Genomic DNA, 16752 nt, shown 5'->3' with positions numbered 1-16752 from the left:
AGAGGCCTTTGATATTATAGTCGCCATAAATGACGGCCTGCAATATATACAATTAAGTATCTTTAATTTTCACTGCGGGATTACCAGCAACCACAGTATTTGCAGCAATATCTTTAGTCACTACCGACCCGGCGCCCACGACAGCGTTATCGCCAATGGTAACACCCGCTAAAACGATAACTCCCGCGCCAATCCACACGTTATTGCCGATAGTAATCGGGGCTGCAAAATTTTCTTTATTGAGGCGCTCTGTGGGGGGAATCGCATGAGATACAGCCAATAGCTGAACGTTTGGGCCAATTAAACAATCGTCGCCAATGCTTATTGCACCCTCATTAATTGGTGCATCTAACACAGTGCAGTTAATGTTTATAAAAGTACGATCACCAATAACGATTTGATTGCCATAATCACAATGAAAGCCTGCTTCAATAATGACGCCTTCACCAGAGTGGGCAAGCAAATTCTTAATGCGTTTTAAATTACCCTTGCTGGGGCTTTTTGCAAATAACCGGCAAGTCTCATGGGCGACTTTACGTTGCTCTAAATATGATTTATCAAGGCTGTTGAATTTATTCATGAATTAACGCCGTTATTTATAATTACTGTTAGCTTAACTTGATTGTGTGTAAGGTCAACGCATAGAGAAATTTATTATATTTTTATGAAATGAGCGGAATTTTTATACATTCACTTGCCATTTATGTTGTTTCGTTTAAAATCCCTTAACTTTCGAAACGAAACTTAAATGGTTCACTTAATGACTAAACGAAACACCCAGCAACGTCGCCATCTTATACTGACTCAAGTGAATGAGTTAGGTGAAGTGGCTGTAGATATTCTTGCTGAGCAGTTTCAGACCTCTGAGGTAACCATTCGTAAAGACCTAACTGCGCTTGAGAAAAGTGGCTTACTATTACGCCGTTATGGTGGGGCAATTGCGCTGCCAAAAGAAATCGTTAGTGATGATATTGATTCAAAACGTAAAGTAGCAATTGCTAAAGCCGCAGCCAAACTGATTAAAGATCACAATCGCATAATTATCGACAGTGGGCGTACAACGGCGGCGATGATCTCAGAACTGGGTAGCAAGCGTGGCCTAGTGGTGATGACTAACGCGATTAAGGTCGCAAATAGGTTGTTAGCGCTGGAAAATGAGCCAACACTTTTGATGACCGGTGGTACCTGGGATCCCCATTCTGAGTCGTTCCAAGGCCAAGTTGCCGAGAACGTTTTACGCTCGTATGACTTTGACCAGTTATTTATTGGTGCTGATGGCATTGATGTTGAGCGCGGTACAACCACTTTTAATGAGCTGGTGGGTTTAAGCCAAGTAATGGCTAGTACTGCTCGTGAAGTAATTGTACTTGTTGAGTCTGAAAAAATAGGTCGTCGAATCCCAAATTTAGAATTGCCTTGGCAAAACGTGACAACTTTGATCACCGATAACAACCTTGCGCTTGATACACGCAGGGCGATTGAAGCATGTGGCGTACAGTTAATTTGTGCTGAGGTTAAATAGATATTTAAGTTTTAGGTAAAAGCAAACCGACAACATTTGCTTGCCTTTTAATCATTATGACAACACATACGGCCCAAAGCGTTCGCTTTGGCACGTGCAAATGGAGAATACTATGTGTGGAATCGTTGGGGCAGTTGCAGAACGCCCAGTAAATAAAATTTTAGTAGAAGGCTTAAAGCGCCTTGAATACCGTGGCTATGACTCAGCAGGTGTTGCACTTTTAGAAGGCAACACGCTGAACACCGTAAAAGCGGTTGGTAAAGTTGCTAACCTTGAAAGCGCACTTGAAAATGCCGATGTAAAGGGCACAACAGGTATCGCGCACACACGCTGGGCAACCCATGGCGGCGTAACAGAAGCAAACGCTCATCCGCACATCTCAAACAGCGAAATAGCCTTAGTGCATAATGGTATTATTGAAAACCATGCAAGCCTGCGTGAAGCGCTAAAAGGTGACGGCTACGAATTTTTATCAGACACAGATACCGAAGTGATGGTGCATTTAATTCATCAACTTCGCCAGCAACACACTACTTTATTAGCGGCTGTGCAAGCGGCTGTAAAACAGTTTGAAGGTGCCTTTGGTACCGTGGTATTTGATAAAGCTAATGATAACGAAATTATTGTAGCTCGTTCAGGCAGCCCACTGGTAATTGGTTTAGGTCTTGGCGAAAACTTTATTGCCTCTGATCAGTTAGCATTATTGCCAGTAACACGCAGCTTTATTTATCTTGAAGAAGGCGATGTAGCACGAATTACTCGTGACAGCGTAGAAATCTTTGATGCAGATGGTAACGCCGTTGAGCGTGAAGTGATTGAGTCAAACATCACCCAAGATGCATCTGGTAAAGGTGAATACCGTCACTACATGTTAAAAGAGATTTACGAGCAACCTCTTGCCGTACGTAATACATTAGACGGACGTTTAAATGACGATCGCGTTGCCATTGATGCATTTGGCGATAGTGCGCAGCAAATTTTTAAGGACGTAAAACACGTACAAATTATTGCCTGTGGTACCTCTTATCACTCAGGTATGGTTGCCCGCTACTGGCTTGAGCAATTTGCCGGTGTAAGCTGTAATGTTGAGATTGCTTCTGAATTTAGATATCGCCAATCGTTCGTGCATGAAAATAGTCTACTTGTGACTATTTCACAATCAGGTGAAACAGCCGATACTTTAGCTGCACTTCGTTTAGCGAAAGAGCAAGGCTACATGGCCTCAATGACCATTTGCAACGTGCCTGGTTCATCACTTGTGCGCGAATCAGACCTTGCATTTATGACCAAAGCCGGCGCTGAAATTGGTGTTGCGTCTACTAAAGCGTTTACCACGCAATTAGTTGGTTTGTTAATGCTTACTGCATCTGTAGCGCAAGAGAAGGGCTTAGATCAAAGCGTGATTGTTAACGCAATTAAAACCTTACCAAACAAATTAGAAGAAGCATTATTACTTGCTGATGGTATTGCAGACCTAGCAGAAGAGTTTGCTGATAAGCACCACTCACTGTTTTTAGGTCGTGGTTCACAATATCCGATCGCAATGGAAGGCGCGCTTAAGCTTAAAGAGATTTCATACATTCATGCCGAAGCCTACGCAGCTGGTGAACTTAAACATGGTCCACTCGCACTTATTGATGCCGACATGCCAATTATTGTTGTAGCACCAAACAACGAATTGCTTGAAAAGCTTAAATCTAACGTAGAAGAAGTACGTGCTCGTGGCGGCATTATCTATGTATTCGCAGATAAAGATTCACACTTTGAGTCAGACGATACCATGCGTGTTATAAACGTAAACCATGTAGATGACGTGATTGCACCAGTGGTATATACAATCCCACTACAGTTACTGTCGTACTACGTAGCGGTAATAAAAGGTACCGACGTTGACCAACCACGTAACTTAGCAAAATCGGTTACTGTTGAGTAAAATCAAAGGGTTGGTAATTACCTGTTAAAGATAAAAAGGCGCTTAATGCGCCTTTTTTGTGAATAATTTTAGCCGTGTTTTATTACTGCAAGGCACTTAAATTAAATAAAAGTGAAAATAACTTCGTTTGAATACAAAGTTTCGTAATCAATGTCTTCATGGCAATATAGCTATAAACAAAATCAGGAACTCTGAAAATGACACCATGGAATGATGATAAGTTAAATAGAAAAGAAGACGCGGAGTATCTAACTGCCTATTTACTCAATAGGTTTACAATAAAAAAAGAAGAACCTTTTGTTTTAAATATTGATGCAGAGTGGGGCTTTGGTAAAACCTATTTTCTTACAAATTGGCGAAGTGATTTAAAATCAAAAGGGTGCGAAGTCGTTTATTTTAATGCTTGGGAGAAGGACTTTACAGATAACCCTTTGCTTGGTTTTATTTCTGCAATCGATAAAGAGTTAAAACCTTTTTTTAGTAAAAAGGCCAACGCAAGCCAAAAAACTAAGTGGAATAAATTTAAGCTTGCCGCAGCCCCGCTGCTTTTATCTTTTATAGCAAAAAAATTGACGGGCTATTCTCTCGATCAAATAAACGAGTTGATGTTGGGCAGCGATGAAGCAAGTAAAACATCCGATGTAGATAATAAAGCTACAAATAAATTAGTCGAAGGTTTAACTACTCAAGCAACAAATATTGCATTAGAACATCAAGATAGTATTGAAAAGAGTATTGTTACTTTTAAGACTAATTTAGGGGAGATCGCGAAAAAGGCTGGTAAGGATATAAAGCCAATTTTCATATTCGTAGATGAGTTAGACAGATGTAGGCCTAGTTATGCCATTGAACTACTCGAGACAATTAAACATTTATTCCAAATACCGCGCGTTTACTTTGTTGTTGCTACTGCATCCGAGCAACTAAGTCATTCAATCAAGGCTATTTATGGTAATAATTTTGAATCAAAAAAATACCTAAATAGATTTTTCGATCAAATTTATCATCTACCACCACCAAATCGCTTGTCTTACTCAGAGTACTTATGGAAAACAGAGCTTGTTAATGATGATAAGTTAATTGCTGTGCATAAAAGTGGTAATGCTTATTTGCTGGCTCAAACAGCTCTTTTATGTGATGCGGGTTTACGAGATATTGAACAAGCCATAAAGATTTTACAAGCAATTCAGCTAACAACTGAAGAAAGGCTATATACGTTACCGTTAGTATTTTTAGCTATCCTAAAAATAAGTAAGCCAGAATTATATAAAATTACGATACCAATGTGGAAAGATAAATTTCGAGCTAACTCTAGTCAAGATTGGAATGTTTTTATTGAAAAAATGAGTAACCCTGAGTCAAACTTGGATTCAAATAAAGCCTATGAAGGTAAAATTATTAGCATTATAAGTAAGTTACTAGGAAAAACCGGAATAAAATCTTCAGAAATTCAACAATGTTCAGCGGAGCTTGGCGATATGATCCTACATGACTTTAGCTTTAACCAAAATCGACAGTTTTCGATATTACATTACCCTGAGTTAGTTGAGCGTGCAGGTCGTTTTATATCTTAAAGAAAGGGGGAAAACTCCCTTTTCGTATTAATGAGCAAAAATAATCAGAGCTAAAGTATACTTAGAGCTTGTAGCTCGAATCGCGCAGCTGTTACCTATAAAAACATTAAAATCACTAATCTCTACTTAACGGGCAATAAATACGCTAAAATTGCAGGCTATTTTTAGTAATGAGCCCGCACCTTTTATGACCTCAGCCGCAAATCCTAGTAATTTCAACGAACTTGGCCTTATTCCAGAGCTAATTGCTCGATTGTCTGATCTTGAATACACGCAACCTACGCCGATTCAGGCAAAAGCAATTCCAAGTATCTTGGCGGGAAGTGACTTAATTGCAGGGGCGAACACCGGCTCAGGTAAAACGGCAACCTTTGCATTACCTATGCTACAAACGCTGTTTTTAGCACAAGGTGCTAATAAAGCGCCGAGCAAAGGTAACTTTGTTTCAGGGCTTATTCTAGTGCCTACGCGAGAGCTGGCAACGCAGGTGGCTGATAGCGTTAAGTCGTATTCTGCAAACTTTAATGGCGCGATTAAAACAGTAGCTGTGTTTGGTGGTGTGTCGGTTAATACCCAAATGCAGGCATTACGTGGCGGCGCCGATATTATTGTTGCAACGCCAGGGCGTTTACTCGATTTAATCTCAAGCAATGCTATTAAGCTCGATAAAGTAACGACCTTAGTGCTTGATGAAGCAGACCGCATGTTAAGCCTTGGCTTTACTGAAGAGCTTGCTGAGCTACTAGCGCTTATGCCAGCTAAAAAGCAAACCATGTTGTTCTCAGCGACTTTCCCTGAGCAAGTTAAGCTATTAACGCAAGAACTGCTAAACGACCCTGTTGAAATACAAGTTCAAAGCAAAGATGAAAGCACTTTAGTGCAGCGTGTATTTACCGTAAATAAAGGTGAAAAAACTACGGTTTTAGCGCATTTAATTAAAGCGCATCAATGGCGTCAGGCGCTTATTTTTGTAAACGCCAAAAAAGACTGTGAGCATTTAGCCAGTAAGCTTGAAAAGCGCGGCGTGAACGCGCAAGTGTTCCATGGTGATAAAGGCCAAAGCGAACGTACTCTGGTAATTGAAAAGTTTAAAAATGGAGAAATAGACGTGCTAATAGCCACGGATATTGCTGCCCGTGGCTTAGATATTGCTAAACTGCCTGTGGTAATTAACTTTAACTTACCGCGCAGCCCAGCTGATTATATGCACCGTATTGGCCGAAGCGGCCGCGCTGGTGAAGTAGGTTTAGCGTTATCACTAATAGATTATGAAGACTTCCATCACTTTAAAATCATTGAGAAGAAAAACAAACTTCGTTTAGAGCGCGAAGAGGTAACAGGTTTTGCTGTAAATCAAGCCAACCTTGATGCCGCACAGGCGCTTAAAAACGACAAGCCAATGGCAAAACCTGAAGGCACTGGTAAAAAGAAGAAGAAAAAAACCAACCAACAAGATGACGTATGGAGCGGCTGGCGTCGTTAGTAGTTCAGTCAATTAAAGCATAGTAAAAACCCGTAATTAATTAAGTTAATTACGGGTTTTGCGTTTTATGGCTCTAGCCTAAAAGGTTAGCGGTTTAAACGCGCGCGAGTTTAATGTTTTAAGTACGTTTAAAAAACTTCTACTGCGACAACCCAGCTATCAAGACTCTAACGCTTTATGAGTTCAAGCCATTTGTTGTTGCCTCATGGCTTCCAATTTGGCGTACATGTGCTCGGTAAAAAAGCCGTGCATTAAAAACCGTTGTCCTAAGTTCCATGGACCAACTAAGTAATGTGGATATTTATTATACGCGTACTCAGTTAATGAATTATCGTTTATTATTTTTCCTATTCTAATTGCTATGCTGTGATCGAGGTTAAAGCCATTAATAGCATCACGGTATTCGTCGCGTTTTAAAAGTAAGCAGAATAAGCACATAAATAACGCATGGGCTGTTTCAAAATCAATGATTTGTGTTGCTTTGTGTTCTATGAAAAAGTCTTTCATATTAATTGGTTGCCAACTATGCCAATGATATTCGGTAGACTCATTAATATTTGATTGAATATTGCCTAGTTGCGCAAATGATTCAAACAATTCTTGGTCGTGATCAACAAAGCTATTTTCTAGCATGTCGTCTATTATTTTTGGGTATAAGTTAACTCTGTAGCTATGATTTGTGTTTTCTGAAAGGAAATTTAAAATATTTGATTCTGTAGCAAAGTGTCTCAAAATAAGTAAGTTAGCTTCTGGCGAAACAAAATTCTTACAAAACCAACAGATTGTTTTTTGTAAAAAGGAGTGAGCGCTAAATTGTGGTAATGGTAGTCTTTTTAAAAACCAAATGATATGAAGTAGAATCGCAAATAAAAATTGCAAAATGGGTCTTAGTGTCCAACGAAAACTATTTTCTAAATCTTTGTGCCATAGTGTCAAGGCTTCTTGCTCTATAGGTATAGAGTCATCAGCCTTGATTGCTCTTAGGTAAGCACTTTCATGATTATTCATAATTATCGACTTCTTCAAGTTGTAGACAATAGAGGCGTCCTACTACTCTCGCTGTTTTAACGATTGATGCTACGTTATCTTTAGATGACGCGACGCGATCAATCAGTTGATAAAGTTCTTTTAGATGATCTTCATCGTTTTTACCGTGATACTCTAGAAACCGCGTGATATTTATAGATGGTTGCAAGTGTTCTTTAATGAGCTTAGCCCACTTGATTGACATTTTGTTTCCTAGTCCTTCAATGATCCACATAGCGCCGATGAGTGCGACAGGATTCGGTTTGCTTGCACTGTACATTAGGTAGCCGTGAAGAGCCTCTGAGCCAACGTTTCGCTCGGCAGTTTGTATGTCTGCTAGCTCACCTCCGGCTGCTTGATAGTCTTTTTCCAACATTAAGTAATCGCGATGTTCTTCATGAGCATGATGAATTACGCTAGAGCGAATATCACTGTGATTACGGTCGAAACTTGATGCACTGCGGCTGATCCATCTTGAGCCTTCAATGACTTGTTGGCGCATATTGAGTAATAAATGACAGTAATCTTGCTGACTTAGTCTGCCAGTTTCTAATCGCTTTACGATTGGCACTTTTGATAAGTTGCGGTCAAAATCAAGCCATACTTGTAGTAATTCTTGTAGGCATTTTTTACCAAGTTCGGTTTGAATGTAATGTTCCATGTTATTTCTCTACCGTTAGCAGCATATAAGCGCAGTTAAATCGCCCTGACTCGGGAACCATGCATAAAATAGTATCGCCTGAGTTTAAAGTATGAGTCTTTATAAATTCATCAAGCATAATAAATAATGAAGCACAGCCGGTATTACCTCGTTCATATAGGTTTGTATACCATTTCTCTTCAGGGATGAAAGTACCTGCTTGTGCTAGCATTTCAAAAATTTTTCCTTTGAAGTAGTGTGATGAAAAGTGGCAAAGCACATGATCGATTTTATCAACATTGACATCACCAGTGCTGATGAGCTTTAAGAATCCGTTCACGCCAACTGCCACAATGTTATCTAATAATCTGACATCCTGTCTGAGTAGTAATGCTCCTGACTTTTCAGCTTCAGCGTAAGTCGGATAGTCTTGCCAGGTTTTTATTTCGTCATTCTTGCTTTTGCCTAATGACATACAGGTATCGTAAACGTCAGCGTGAGAAAAACTTTTTATCCATTCGATTTTTAAACTTGTAGTATTAGATCTAGGGGTATTTTCAAGCAGTAAAGCTCCGGCGCCATCTGATAACATCCAGCGTAAGAACTCAGCATTAAAATCAATGCTGTCATCTTCAATAGCTTCATAACGCGAGTGTTTGAATAGTCGAGAAGCAAGCTCGCTTGCTACTACTAATGCGTTATCACTTAACTCTGCTTTGATATTAGCGAACGCGTATTTGAGTGCCATCATGCTGCTAGAGCAGATACCATGACTTGTATTTATTTCTACTTCAGGAATATCGAGTTCGGCTTGCAACATGCTACTGAAGCCGGGTAAAACCATATCACCTTGGCTAGTGGCGGTACTTAAAAGTTTGATTTTTCTACTTGGTAGAAAACTGTTTTCAATACAGTTTAAAGCTGCTTTTTTTGCTAAATTGCAGTTGCTCTCAACGGTTTGTTGTTCTGTATTTATGGCGTAGTGACGTGTTTTTATACCGTTAGACTTTAAAATCTTATTTTTTAGACGACTAGGTTTGTTATTAATTAAACCTAATACAGCTTCAATTTCGTCATTATTGATAGGATTTCCTGGTAAATAGCGACCAGTACTATTTATGTAGACGTTCAAACTTTTCTTCCTTTAAAGTAAGCAAAAATACAACGGAGGTTTTCTTCCATGTAGGGGAAAATACATACAATAGCCATAAATGTTAAATAAGCAGGTAAGTAGCCTGATGTACCGTAAGGGTTTTCGAGTATTTTAAAGGTCATTTCTCCATTTAGATCAAAGGTAATTAGCTTTAAAAAATGATCCCAATTAATAACAACGATGCTCGATAACATATATAAAGGTAATGAGCCCAAATAAGTGTGGGCATGCATTTCCCAAATAGAGATTTCTCTTATTGGAGAGGCATAAGCCACATCCATATGAGCAACTAACTCGTGCAAAATCCATGTGATAATACAAATAAGTAAAATGAGTGCATTTACATCAAATATAAGACAAAGCACGATGGGAAGACCCATCTGTATGCCCATAACCGAGTGCATAAACGTTTCTTTGATACCTGAAGTGCTTTCAATGTTTGTGGCTCTGTGGCAACACCAGTCTACAAACCCGACAATCCCCCAAAGCGGTAAGAAAAAGTAAAGTAATGCGTTGATGAGTAATAAGGATGTATCCATACACGAGTGTTCCTTTTTTCATAAATAGTATGGTTTTATGGTTTTTTAGTCAAAGGATTAGTTATCATTGATGCTCTGGGTCTGATGGTGAAGTTTTGCAAATATCAGCCATTAAAAAAGGTTGGTACACTTGTACCAACCTTTTTTTCATGTGTCGTATGATGCGACTAGTAGAGCTTAATGTTCGTGGTCGTGCTCTTCTTCCTCTTCTGCAATACCTAACCAAGTGATTGCCGCTGGTGGGAATGTTAGCTCTAGTTCACCTTCAATTTCTAAGTCTTCAAGGTGTACTTGTACCACATGTTGAGCGATTGGGTCGGCTACGTAAGCAAACTGACCATTTTGCGCCACTGTCATACTAAACTTCATGCCTTCAGGCATAGTTGTTACGTCTTCTTCAGTGATATCAACTTGGCCTGCTAATTCCCAGTGTGTGTGGTCGTCGTGTGCATGTGCTTCAAGCACGTTTAAAAAGCCTAAGCTGTCTAATACTAAAAAGTGCTCGCCGTTGGCGGAGAAAGAGTAAGAAATGGCACTTGCGCCATCAGCTAGTTGCCATTCTAATTCTTCCATTTCAGCATTTTCAGGGTCGATGCTTACAATTACGGCAGGGCCGCCGCCATGACCAGACGCAACGCCAATAAAGCTCTCGCTGTTTTCATGGCCATATATAGTGCCAATACGTAGATCGCCAACGGCTGCAATATTCGCTATTTTTTCAGCTTCGTATTCGTCATCATGCTGATGAGCTAATAGTACGCCATCGCTACAACCAAATATTACGTAATCGTGGTTTTGTGCTGCGCCATGTAAATCAGGGCAAGTTAACTCTAAAGTTTGTTCAAGCTCATATTCACCATCATGAAAATGATAAACACCCACTTGGTCTGGCAGGATTTTAGCAACTGATGTACTTTCAGCATCATCACGACGAATGGTTGATAGTAAATGCTCACCACGAGGCTCTGCAACACCGTGCATATTAATATCGTAAGTGATGCCCGGTAACGCTGCTGTTGCACTTGTGATGTCGTTATCTGTTAATACTTCAACAGATGCAACCGTACCTGACTCTGCATCACCATCGTAAAAGATAGCTAATTTACCATCGTGTTTAACCAGGTGCGTTGGGCGGCTACCGCTGGTTAACTCAAAGCTGCTAGCTGCTGGGCCTTGCTTGTAGTCGTGTAAATGCTCGCCGTGGTCTTCACGCCATAAACCACCGTCGATAAAACCTAGGTAATCTTGTGCGCGACTAGCAATCACTGCATAACGAAAATCAGGTGACGATGACAGCGTATTCGAATCATTGGTAAGGGTAAATGTATCCAAAAGTTCATTATCGTCTAAATCAAAAAAGCTTGCTGTGTTGCTGTCGTTAGCAAGTACTACAAGTCGCCCTAATGAATCAATAGTGTATTCATCACCGTGGTCATGATCGTCACCATCACCGTGATCATGGTCATCAGGCACTTCTATCGGATTTTTCTCAACGATATTGGTTTCTGCATCGCCACAAGCGGTGATTAGTGTGCTGCTTATTGCCAGTGCAATCAGTTTTAATTTGAATAATTTAGTCATGTTAATTTCCTTAATTTATAATTTTTTTAGCGCTTAAAAGTAACCGCGAATACCAAGTGCAAAACTACGACCTGGACGTGGTGCTATATTCTTTAAAAATGAACTATGCACACGTGCTTCGGTGTCTGTTAAATTAGTGCCACGTAAATACAGGGAGACATCTTGATTAAGCACTGATAAATCATATGAAACGCTGGCATCAAGCATGGTGTAACCGTCAGTAGCTGTTTCTTCTGGCGCGGTACGGTCTTGCTCTTGATAGCGAGTCACGTGTAGGTGTGCGCTCAGCTTTTCTGTTTGATAGCTAAACTCAGTACCGAAACGAAGTGGTGGTGTGCGTGGTAAATCGCCGCCGTCTTTTAAGCGGGCGCGAACGTAATCTGAGAATAAATCGACTTTAAACTCATCAGTTAACTGCCATGCCACTTGTGCTTCAAAACCATGTAAAATGACGTCATCTGTTTTGAATAAATAAACCGGTAATTCAGATGAATGGTCGTGTTCATCACCATGATCATGACCGTCTTCATCACCATGGCTATGGCCGCTTTCAGCGTATAAGCCCGTATCTATTTGGTAGTAATAGTTGTCTACTTGGTTGTAGAAAGCATTAAAAATAAAGCCGATATCACCTTGCGTTTTACGGAAGGTTAAATCAATGTTGTTGGCTGTTTCTAGGTCTATCGCTTGCTCAGACAAGCCAAAATGGCCGTCTTTATCAACATCAAATAACGCACCTACTTCGTAAGTACCAGTACCAATGTGCGCACCGAATGATAATAATTCAGAAGCCGAAGGAGCGCGCTCTGAGCGTGATACTGACAACCCTAAATTATAGCTAGGGGTAAAGTCCCACACTAAGCCAGCAGATAAGCTAACCGGGGTAAACTCGTGCTCTACGTCAAATACGCGAGTGATTGCAGTGCTTTCTTCATGGTCGTGATCATGCTCATCAGCCTCTTCTTCATCATGAGCGTGAGCGTCAATATTAGGCAATAGCGCGTTGTCTGCATCAATAGTTACACGTTCAACACGACCACCTAGTTGCACTAAAAAGTCACCAAAGTGTCTTTCTTCCATTAGTGCGACAGCAAAACTTTGTGTTTGTGAAGGTGGAGTAAATGCTTCCTCTCCTTGTGCTTCAACATCGCTTTGTTTGTAATGAAAACTTAAACCACCATTCCACTCACTAAATGGGTTGTGCATTAAGTCTACGCGGAACTCATTTGTTTCATTTTTGAATGTGGTGCCCACTAGGCTATTTTCAATTTCGGCATGTTTGTAATCAGTGTGGCCAACGCGAAGGTTTATTTTATTAAGCCACTCATTATCTAGGTTATACTCGCTTAATAATTGCACCTTAGTTTGCTCTAAGTCAGCGTATACGCTTTCTTCTTCGCTGTGCTCTTCTTCTTCGCCGCCATGTGTATGGCCAGGAATACCGTATTGACGATTAAATTGCTCAATAGCGATACCAATGAAACCTTGGTCCATTAAATAGCTGGCGCCTACGGTGAAACCATCAGACTCTTCATTGCTGTTTTCAACTGTATAATCACCACTGTGCTCTTCATGATCATCGTGATCTAACTCAGCAGCTACGGGAATTTCATAGTCATCAGCTTCACGCCAAAAAGCATCGGCATAAAATGCGAATGAATCAGTGCCTGTGGTGGCATTAAACGAAGCCACTTTTTGATTATCAACAGAGTTATGTTCTAGGTTCCACTCGCCGCGCGTTGTGCTATCTGTTGGCACACGGTTATCAACGACATTAACAACACCGCCAATTGCGCCGCTGCCATAAAATAATGTTGCAGGACCACGTAATACTTCGATTTGCTGCGCAGTTGACGCTTCTGAAGCAACAGAGTGATCAGGGCCCACTCTTGATACATCACTGACATCAAGGCCGTTTTGAGTGATCAATACACGAGGGCCGCTTAAACCACGAATAATAGGGGTACTGGCTACTTTGCCATGAAAGTTGGTATTAACACCCGGGAGTTTTTCAAGGCTATCACCTAAGGTTGCTGCTTGCTGGCGTCTTAATTGTTCACCAGATAGCACACTGACAGGAGACGCTGATTCCATTGCCGACATATGAATAGGCGTTGCTTCAATGTCGATTACTTCGATTGGAGAACGTTTTAAATTAAATGTAATTGACTGGTTTTCATCGCCACTTACTGTGATGTCGCGATGAAGGTGAGCGTACCCAGGTGCAACAACATGAAGTTCTTTTAAGCCATCTTTTAAATTTACGATGACAAATTTACCATTTTCGTCGGTGGCGACTTTTACGTCTGAGCCTTCAACTTCTACCGTTGCATTAGCAACAACTTTACCTTGGTTGTTGAGTACTGTGCCTTCAATAGAATTTGCAAGCACACTTGCAGGTAATAAAGCTGCTATCAAAACAGCTAATTGAGATCTTCGTTTCATTTGACTACCTTGTTGGATGTTATACTATATCAATTGTGCTTGAAATGTTATACTGTATCAAGTGAAAATTAACTATTGTGTAGAGATTTTTAAGTGGGTCTTATAAAAAACAGTTATTTACAGTTCATGCTGCTGGTAATTTTATTAATGCCTTTTTTTGCTGCAAGTCATGAGCATCAACATGTTCATGGTCAAGGTCAGTTATTAATAGTGCAGCAAAAGCAACACTGGCATTTACAATTCACTTTGCCAGCAGCGGATGTGCTTGGTTTTGAGCACACCCCAGAAACACCAGAACAAATACAGCGAGTAGCTGCGCTTCATAAGCGGTTGGCAGTTATAGAACAAGTTGTAAAGTTTGATAATGCATGTGTTATGGAGCAAAGCGAGTCAACGTTGCCCAGCGCACACGATGATGCTCATGCACATCAAGATATTAAGGTCGAATATAGACTGTTATGTGAATCACCAGCCAAGCAAATAACGCTAACGATTTTTGACTGGGTAAGCTCATTGCAACAGGTAGAGGTTCAATGGAGTCATGAAAAGGGGCAAGGAATGGCAAAACTCAAGCCAAGTAAACCTGAGTTAGTGTGGTTAGAGTGAATCAACAACAACTTAAAAAAGCAATTCGTTTTGCAGATATAAAGTGTGCGACTTCAGGCGGGAAACTCACAGAAAAACGCCAGCAAGTTTTAGAAATATTACTAAAAGCAAAAAAACCTTTATCTGCTTATGAGCTGACAGATCAATTCAATAAGGTAATGGATGCGCCTATTTTGGCGATGTCTGTTTATCGAATTTTAGACTTTCTTGAATCGGTAGATTTAGTACACCGATTAAAGTCAGAGAATAAATTTATGGCATGCAGTCATGCAAATGACGGATGCCAGCATCAGCTATCTATGTTTTTGATTTGCAGCTCATGTAACAAAGTCATAGAGATGAATGATGTGAATGACAAAGTAAAAGCCTTGTTCGAACAGGTGGAGATCGCAGGCTTCACACCGAGTAAGTCACAGTTAGAAATTACGGGTTTATGTTGCCAATGCAAACCAAAGCCACCTAAAACCAATTAGAGGAAACGAGAATGAAATCAACACAAAGTGTAATGGATAAGTTTGCTATCGGACTTTCAATGATGTGCACAATCCACTGCTTTGCAACCCCTATTTTACTGACGCTATTACCTAGTTTTGCAGCATTACAACTAGATAACGAACAGTTTCATTTTTGGATTTTAGCGGCCGTTATACCTACCAGCGTACTTGCATTGAGTTTGGGTTGTAAAAAGCATAAACGTTTTCGTTATATGGTTTCAGGATTCGTAGGCGTTATTTTAATGGTACTCGCAGTGACTGCTGGTGAGGCGTTATTCGGTGAGTTAGGCGAGAAAGGATTTACGCTTGTTGGTGCGGCTTTTATTGCTGTTGCGCATTGGTTTAATTATCGCCAATGTTTAGCTAAAGATGATGAAGAGTGCCCGTGCACTGGTAGTGTATCGGAGCAAGCAAATTGAAAGTGACATTAATAAAGCAGGCTAAGATTGTAAATGAAGGCAAGTCATACATTAGTGATGTACGCATAGTTGATGGCCGGATAGAAAAAATAGCAACAGAAATCTCAGCACAAGCTGGCGATACTATAATCGCAGCAGATGGCTGTTATTTATTACCCGGCATGATTGATGACCAAGTGCACTTTCGTGAACCTGGTTTAACGCATAAAGGTAACATAGCCAGTGAGTCGCGGGCGGCCGTTGCTGGTGGTATTACTAGTTTTATGGAAATGCCTAATGTGAGCCCATCAACCACGACCATTGAAGCATTGGAGCAAAAGTTTGCGCTAGGGCGTGATTACTCTTTGGCAAATTACAGTTTTTATTTAGGTGCCACAGAAAACAATTTAGAGCAGATAAAACGGCTCGATCCTACGCGTCACTGTGGGGTAAAAGTCTTTATGGGCGCATCGACTGGTGACTTATTGGTTGAGCATCCAGTTGCGTTAGAGCAAATATTTAAACACAGTCCAACGCTTATAGTTACACACTGTGAAGATGGCAGTGTTATTGCCAAAAACCTTGAGACCTTACAGGAACAACCTTTAGAAATACAACATCACCCAATTATTCGTGATACGCAGGCCTGTTATGCTTCTTCATCTTATGCTGTCGGACTGGCTAAAAAGCACCAAAGCCAATTGCATGTGTTACATATTACGACAGAAAAAGAGCTAAGCTTGTTTTCAACAGGTGATATTCGTAATAAACATATTACTGCCGAAGCCTGCGTTCATCATTTGTGGTTTAGCGAAGAGGACTACGCGCAGCGCGGGAACCTGATTAAATGTAACCCTGCGATCAAAGCTAAGAGTGATCGTGATGTGTTGTTGCAAGGAGTAATCAATGGTCAAATTGATATTATTGCCACTGATCATGCCCCGCATACATGGGATGAAAAACAGACTCCTTATAGCCAAGCCCCTGCTGGCCTACCGTTAGTTGAGCACGCGTTACTCACCTTACTTGAGCATGTACAGCAACAGCGTTTAACCATAGAGCTAATAGTTGAAAAAACGGCCCATAACCCTGCATTACGCTACAACATTATAGATCGAGGCTTTATTCGTGAAGGTTATTTTGCTGATTTAGTGTTAGTCGATATGAATGACTCAACGCTAGCAAGTCATGAAACAGCTCGTTATCAATGTGGTTGGACGCCATTTGATGGCCACCGTTTTCCGGCAAAAATAAAGGCTACTTGGGTTAATGGCGAGCAAGTATTTGATGGTCAAAACCTAATTACAACAACTGGCATTGCTATGCCTTTGTTATTTAATCGCTAAGAATGAAAAGAT

At 40.5% G+C, this 16752-nt stretch carries 15 protein-coding genes; 8 read left to right on the top strand and 7 right to left on the bottom strand.

Annotation, left to right across the window (positions count from 1 at the left end):
- Positions 1-52: 52 nt before the first annotated feature.
- Positions 53-580 (bottom strand): sugar O-acetyltransferase, encoded by a 528-nt coding sequence (locus B5G52_RS03925; protein WP_087531390.1) that lies wholly within the window; start codon positions 578-580, stop codon positions 53-55.
- A gap of 180 nt (positions 581-760) precedes the next feature.
- On the opposite strand from B5G52_RS03925, the gene B5G52_RS03920 reads away from it, so the two are divergent.
- From B5G52_RS03920 to B5G52_RS03905, 4 genes are all read left to right on the top strand, one after another.
- The gene (locus tag B5G52_RS03920) at positions 761-1522 is read left to right on the top strand and encodes a DeoR/GlpR family DNA-binding transcription regulator (RefSeq protein ID WP_087531389.1); all 762 of its coding nucleotides are present in this window, start codon (positions 761-763) and stop codon (positions 1520-1522) included.
- A 112-nt stretch (positions 1523-1634) separates the two neighbouring features.
- Positions 1635-3455 carry a glutamine--fructose-6-phosphate transaminase (isomerizing) gene (glmS, locus tag B5G52_RS03915; RefSeq protein WP_087531388.1) on the top strand — a complete coding sequence of 607 codons (1821 nt, stop codon included), beginning with the start codon at positions 1635-1637 and terminating at the stop codon, positions 3453-3455.
- A gap of 197 nt (positions 3456-3652) precedes the next feature.
- Positions 3653-5029, top strand: a complete 1377-nt coding sequence (locus B5G52_RS03910) for a P-loop NTPase fold protein (protein ID WP_087531387.1) — start codon at positions 3653-3655, stop codon at positions 5027-5029.
- Positions 5030-5216: 187 nt separating this feature from the next.
- Positions 5217-6512: a DEAD/DEAH box helicase gene (locus B5G52_RS03905; protein WP_087531386.1), complete on the top strand. Its 1296-nt coding sequence runs from the start codon at positions 5217-5219 to the stop codon at positions 6510-6512.
- A 183-nt stretch (positions 6513-6695) separates the two neighbouring features.
- Here the strand turns inward: B5G52_RS03905 and B5G52_RS03900 are convergent, their stop codons facing one another.
- The 6 genes from B5G52_RS03900 to B5G52_RS03875 form a co-directional block, all read right to left on the bottom strand.
- The gene (locus B5G52_RS03900) at positions 6696-7520 is read right to left on the bottom strand and encodes a hypothetical protein (RefSeq protein ID WP_087531385.1); all 825 of its coding nucleotides are present in this window, start codon (positions 7518-7520) and stop codon (positions 6696-6698) included.
- Complete coding sequence (locus B5G52_RS03895) at positions 7513-8199, bottom strand: iron-containing redox enzyme family protein (protein WP_087531384.1); 687 nt, start codon at positions 8197-8199, stop codon at positions 7513-7515. The genes B5G52_RS03900 and B5G52_RS03895 overlap by 8 nt, the downstream gene beginning before the upstream one ends.
- Position 8200: 1 nt before the next feature.
- Positions 8201-9310, bottom strand: coding sequence for a beta-ketoacyl-ACP synthase III (locus B5G52_RS03890; protein WP_087531383.1), 1110 nt, complete (start codon positions 9308-9310; stop codon positions 8201-8203).
- Entirely contained in the window at positions 9307-9870 is a 564-nt protein-coding gene (locus tag B5G52_RS03885; protein ID WP_087531382.1) for a diguanylate cyclase, read from the bottom strand. Before B5G52_RS03885 ends, B5G52_RS03890 begins: the two co-directional genes overlap by 4 nt.
- A gap of 177 nt (positions 9871-10047) precedes the next feature.
- On the bottom strand, positions 10048-11451 hold the full coding sequence (locus B5G52_RS03880; protein ID WP_087531381.1) for a 5-methyltetrahydrofolate--homocysteine methyltransferase: 1404 nt from the start codon (positions 11449-11451) through the stop codon (positions 10048-10050).
- A 33-nt stretch (positions 11452-11484) separates the two neighbouring features.
- Positions 11485-13896, bottom strand: a complete 2412-nt coding sequence (locus tag B5G52_RS03875) for a TonB-dependent receptor (protein WP_087531380.1) — start codon at positions 13894-13896, stop codon at positions 11485-11487.
- A gap of 147 nt (positions 13897-14043) precedes the next feature.
- Between B5G52_RS03875 and B5G52_RS03870 the strand changes: the two genes are divergently transcribed.
- The 4 genes from B5G52_RS03870 to B5G52_RS03855 are packed head-to-tail and all read left to right on the top strand — an operon-like array spanning position 14044 to position 16740.
- Positions 14044-14502, top strand: coding sequence for a DUF2796 domain-containing protein (locus B5G52_RS03870; RefSeq protein ID WP_176372496.1), 459 nt, complete (start codon positions 14044-14046; stop codon positions 14500-14502).
- Complete coding sequence (locus tag B5G52_RS03865; protein WP_176372495.1) at positions 14499-14975, top strand: Fur family transcriptional regulator; 477 nt, start codon at positions 14499-14501, stop codon at positions 14973-14975. The genes B5G52_RS03870 and B5G52_RS03865 overlap by 4 nt, the downstream gene beginning before the upstream one ends.
- Positions 14976-14986: 11 nt before the next feature.
- The gene (locus B5G52_RS03860) at positions 14987-15415 is read left to right on the top strand and encodes a MerC domain-containing protein (protein WP_087531377.1); all 429 of its coding nucleotides are present in this window, start codon (positions 14987-14989) and stop codon (positions 15413-15415) included.
- Positions 15412-16740 (top strand): dihydroorotase, encoded by a 1329-nt coding sequence (locus B5G52_RS03855; protein ID WP_087531376.1) that lies wholly within the window; start codon positions 15412-15414, stop codon positions 16738-16740. Before B5G52_RS03860 ends, B5G52_RS03855 begins: the two co-directional genes overlap by 4 nt.
- Positions 16741-16752: the final 12 nt, after the last annotated feature.

It is taken from the genome of Pseudoalteromonas sp. A601, from assembly GCF_002165575.1.
In the GTDB taxonomy this organism is placed as follows: domain Bacteria; phylum Pseudomonadota; class Gammaproteobacteria; order Enterobacterales; family Alteromonadaceae; genus Pseudoalteromonas.
Note: the sequence above shows the minus strand (reverse complement) of the source record. Positions and strands in the feature narration are given on the sequence as shown.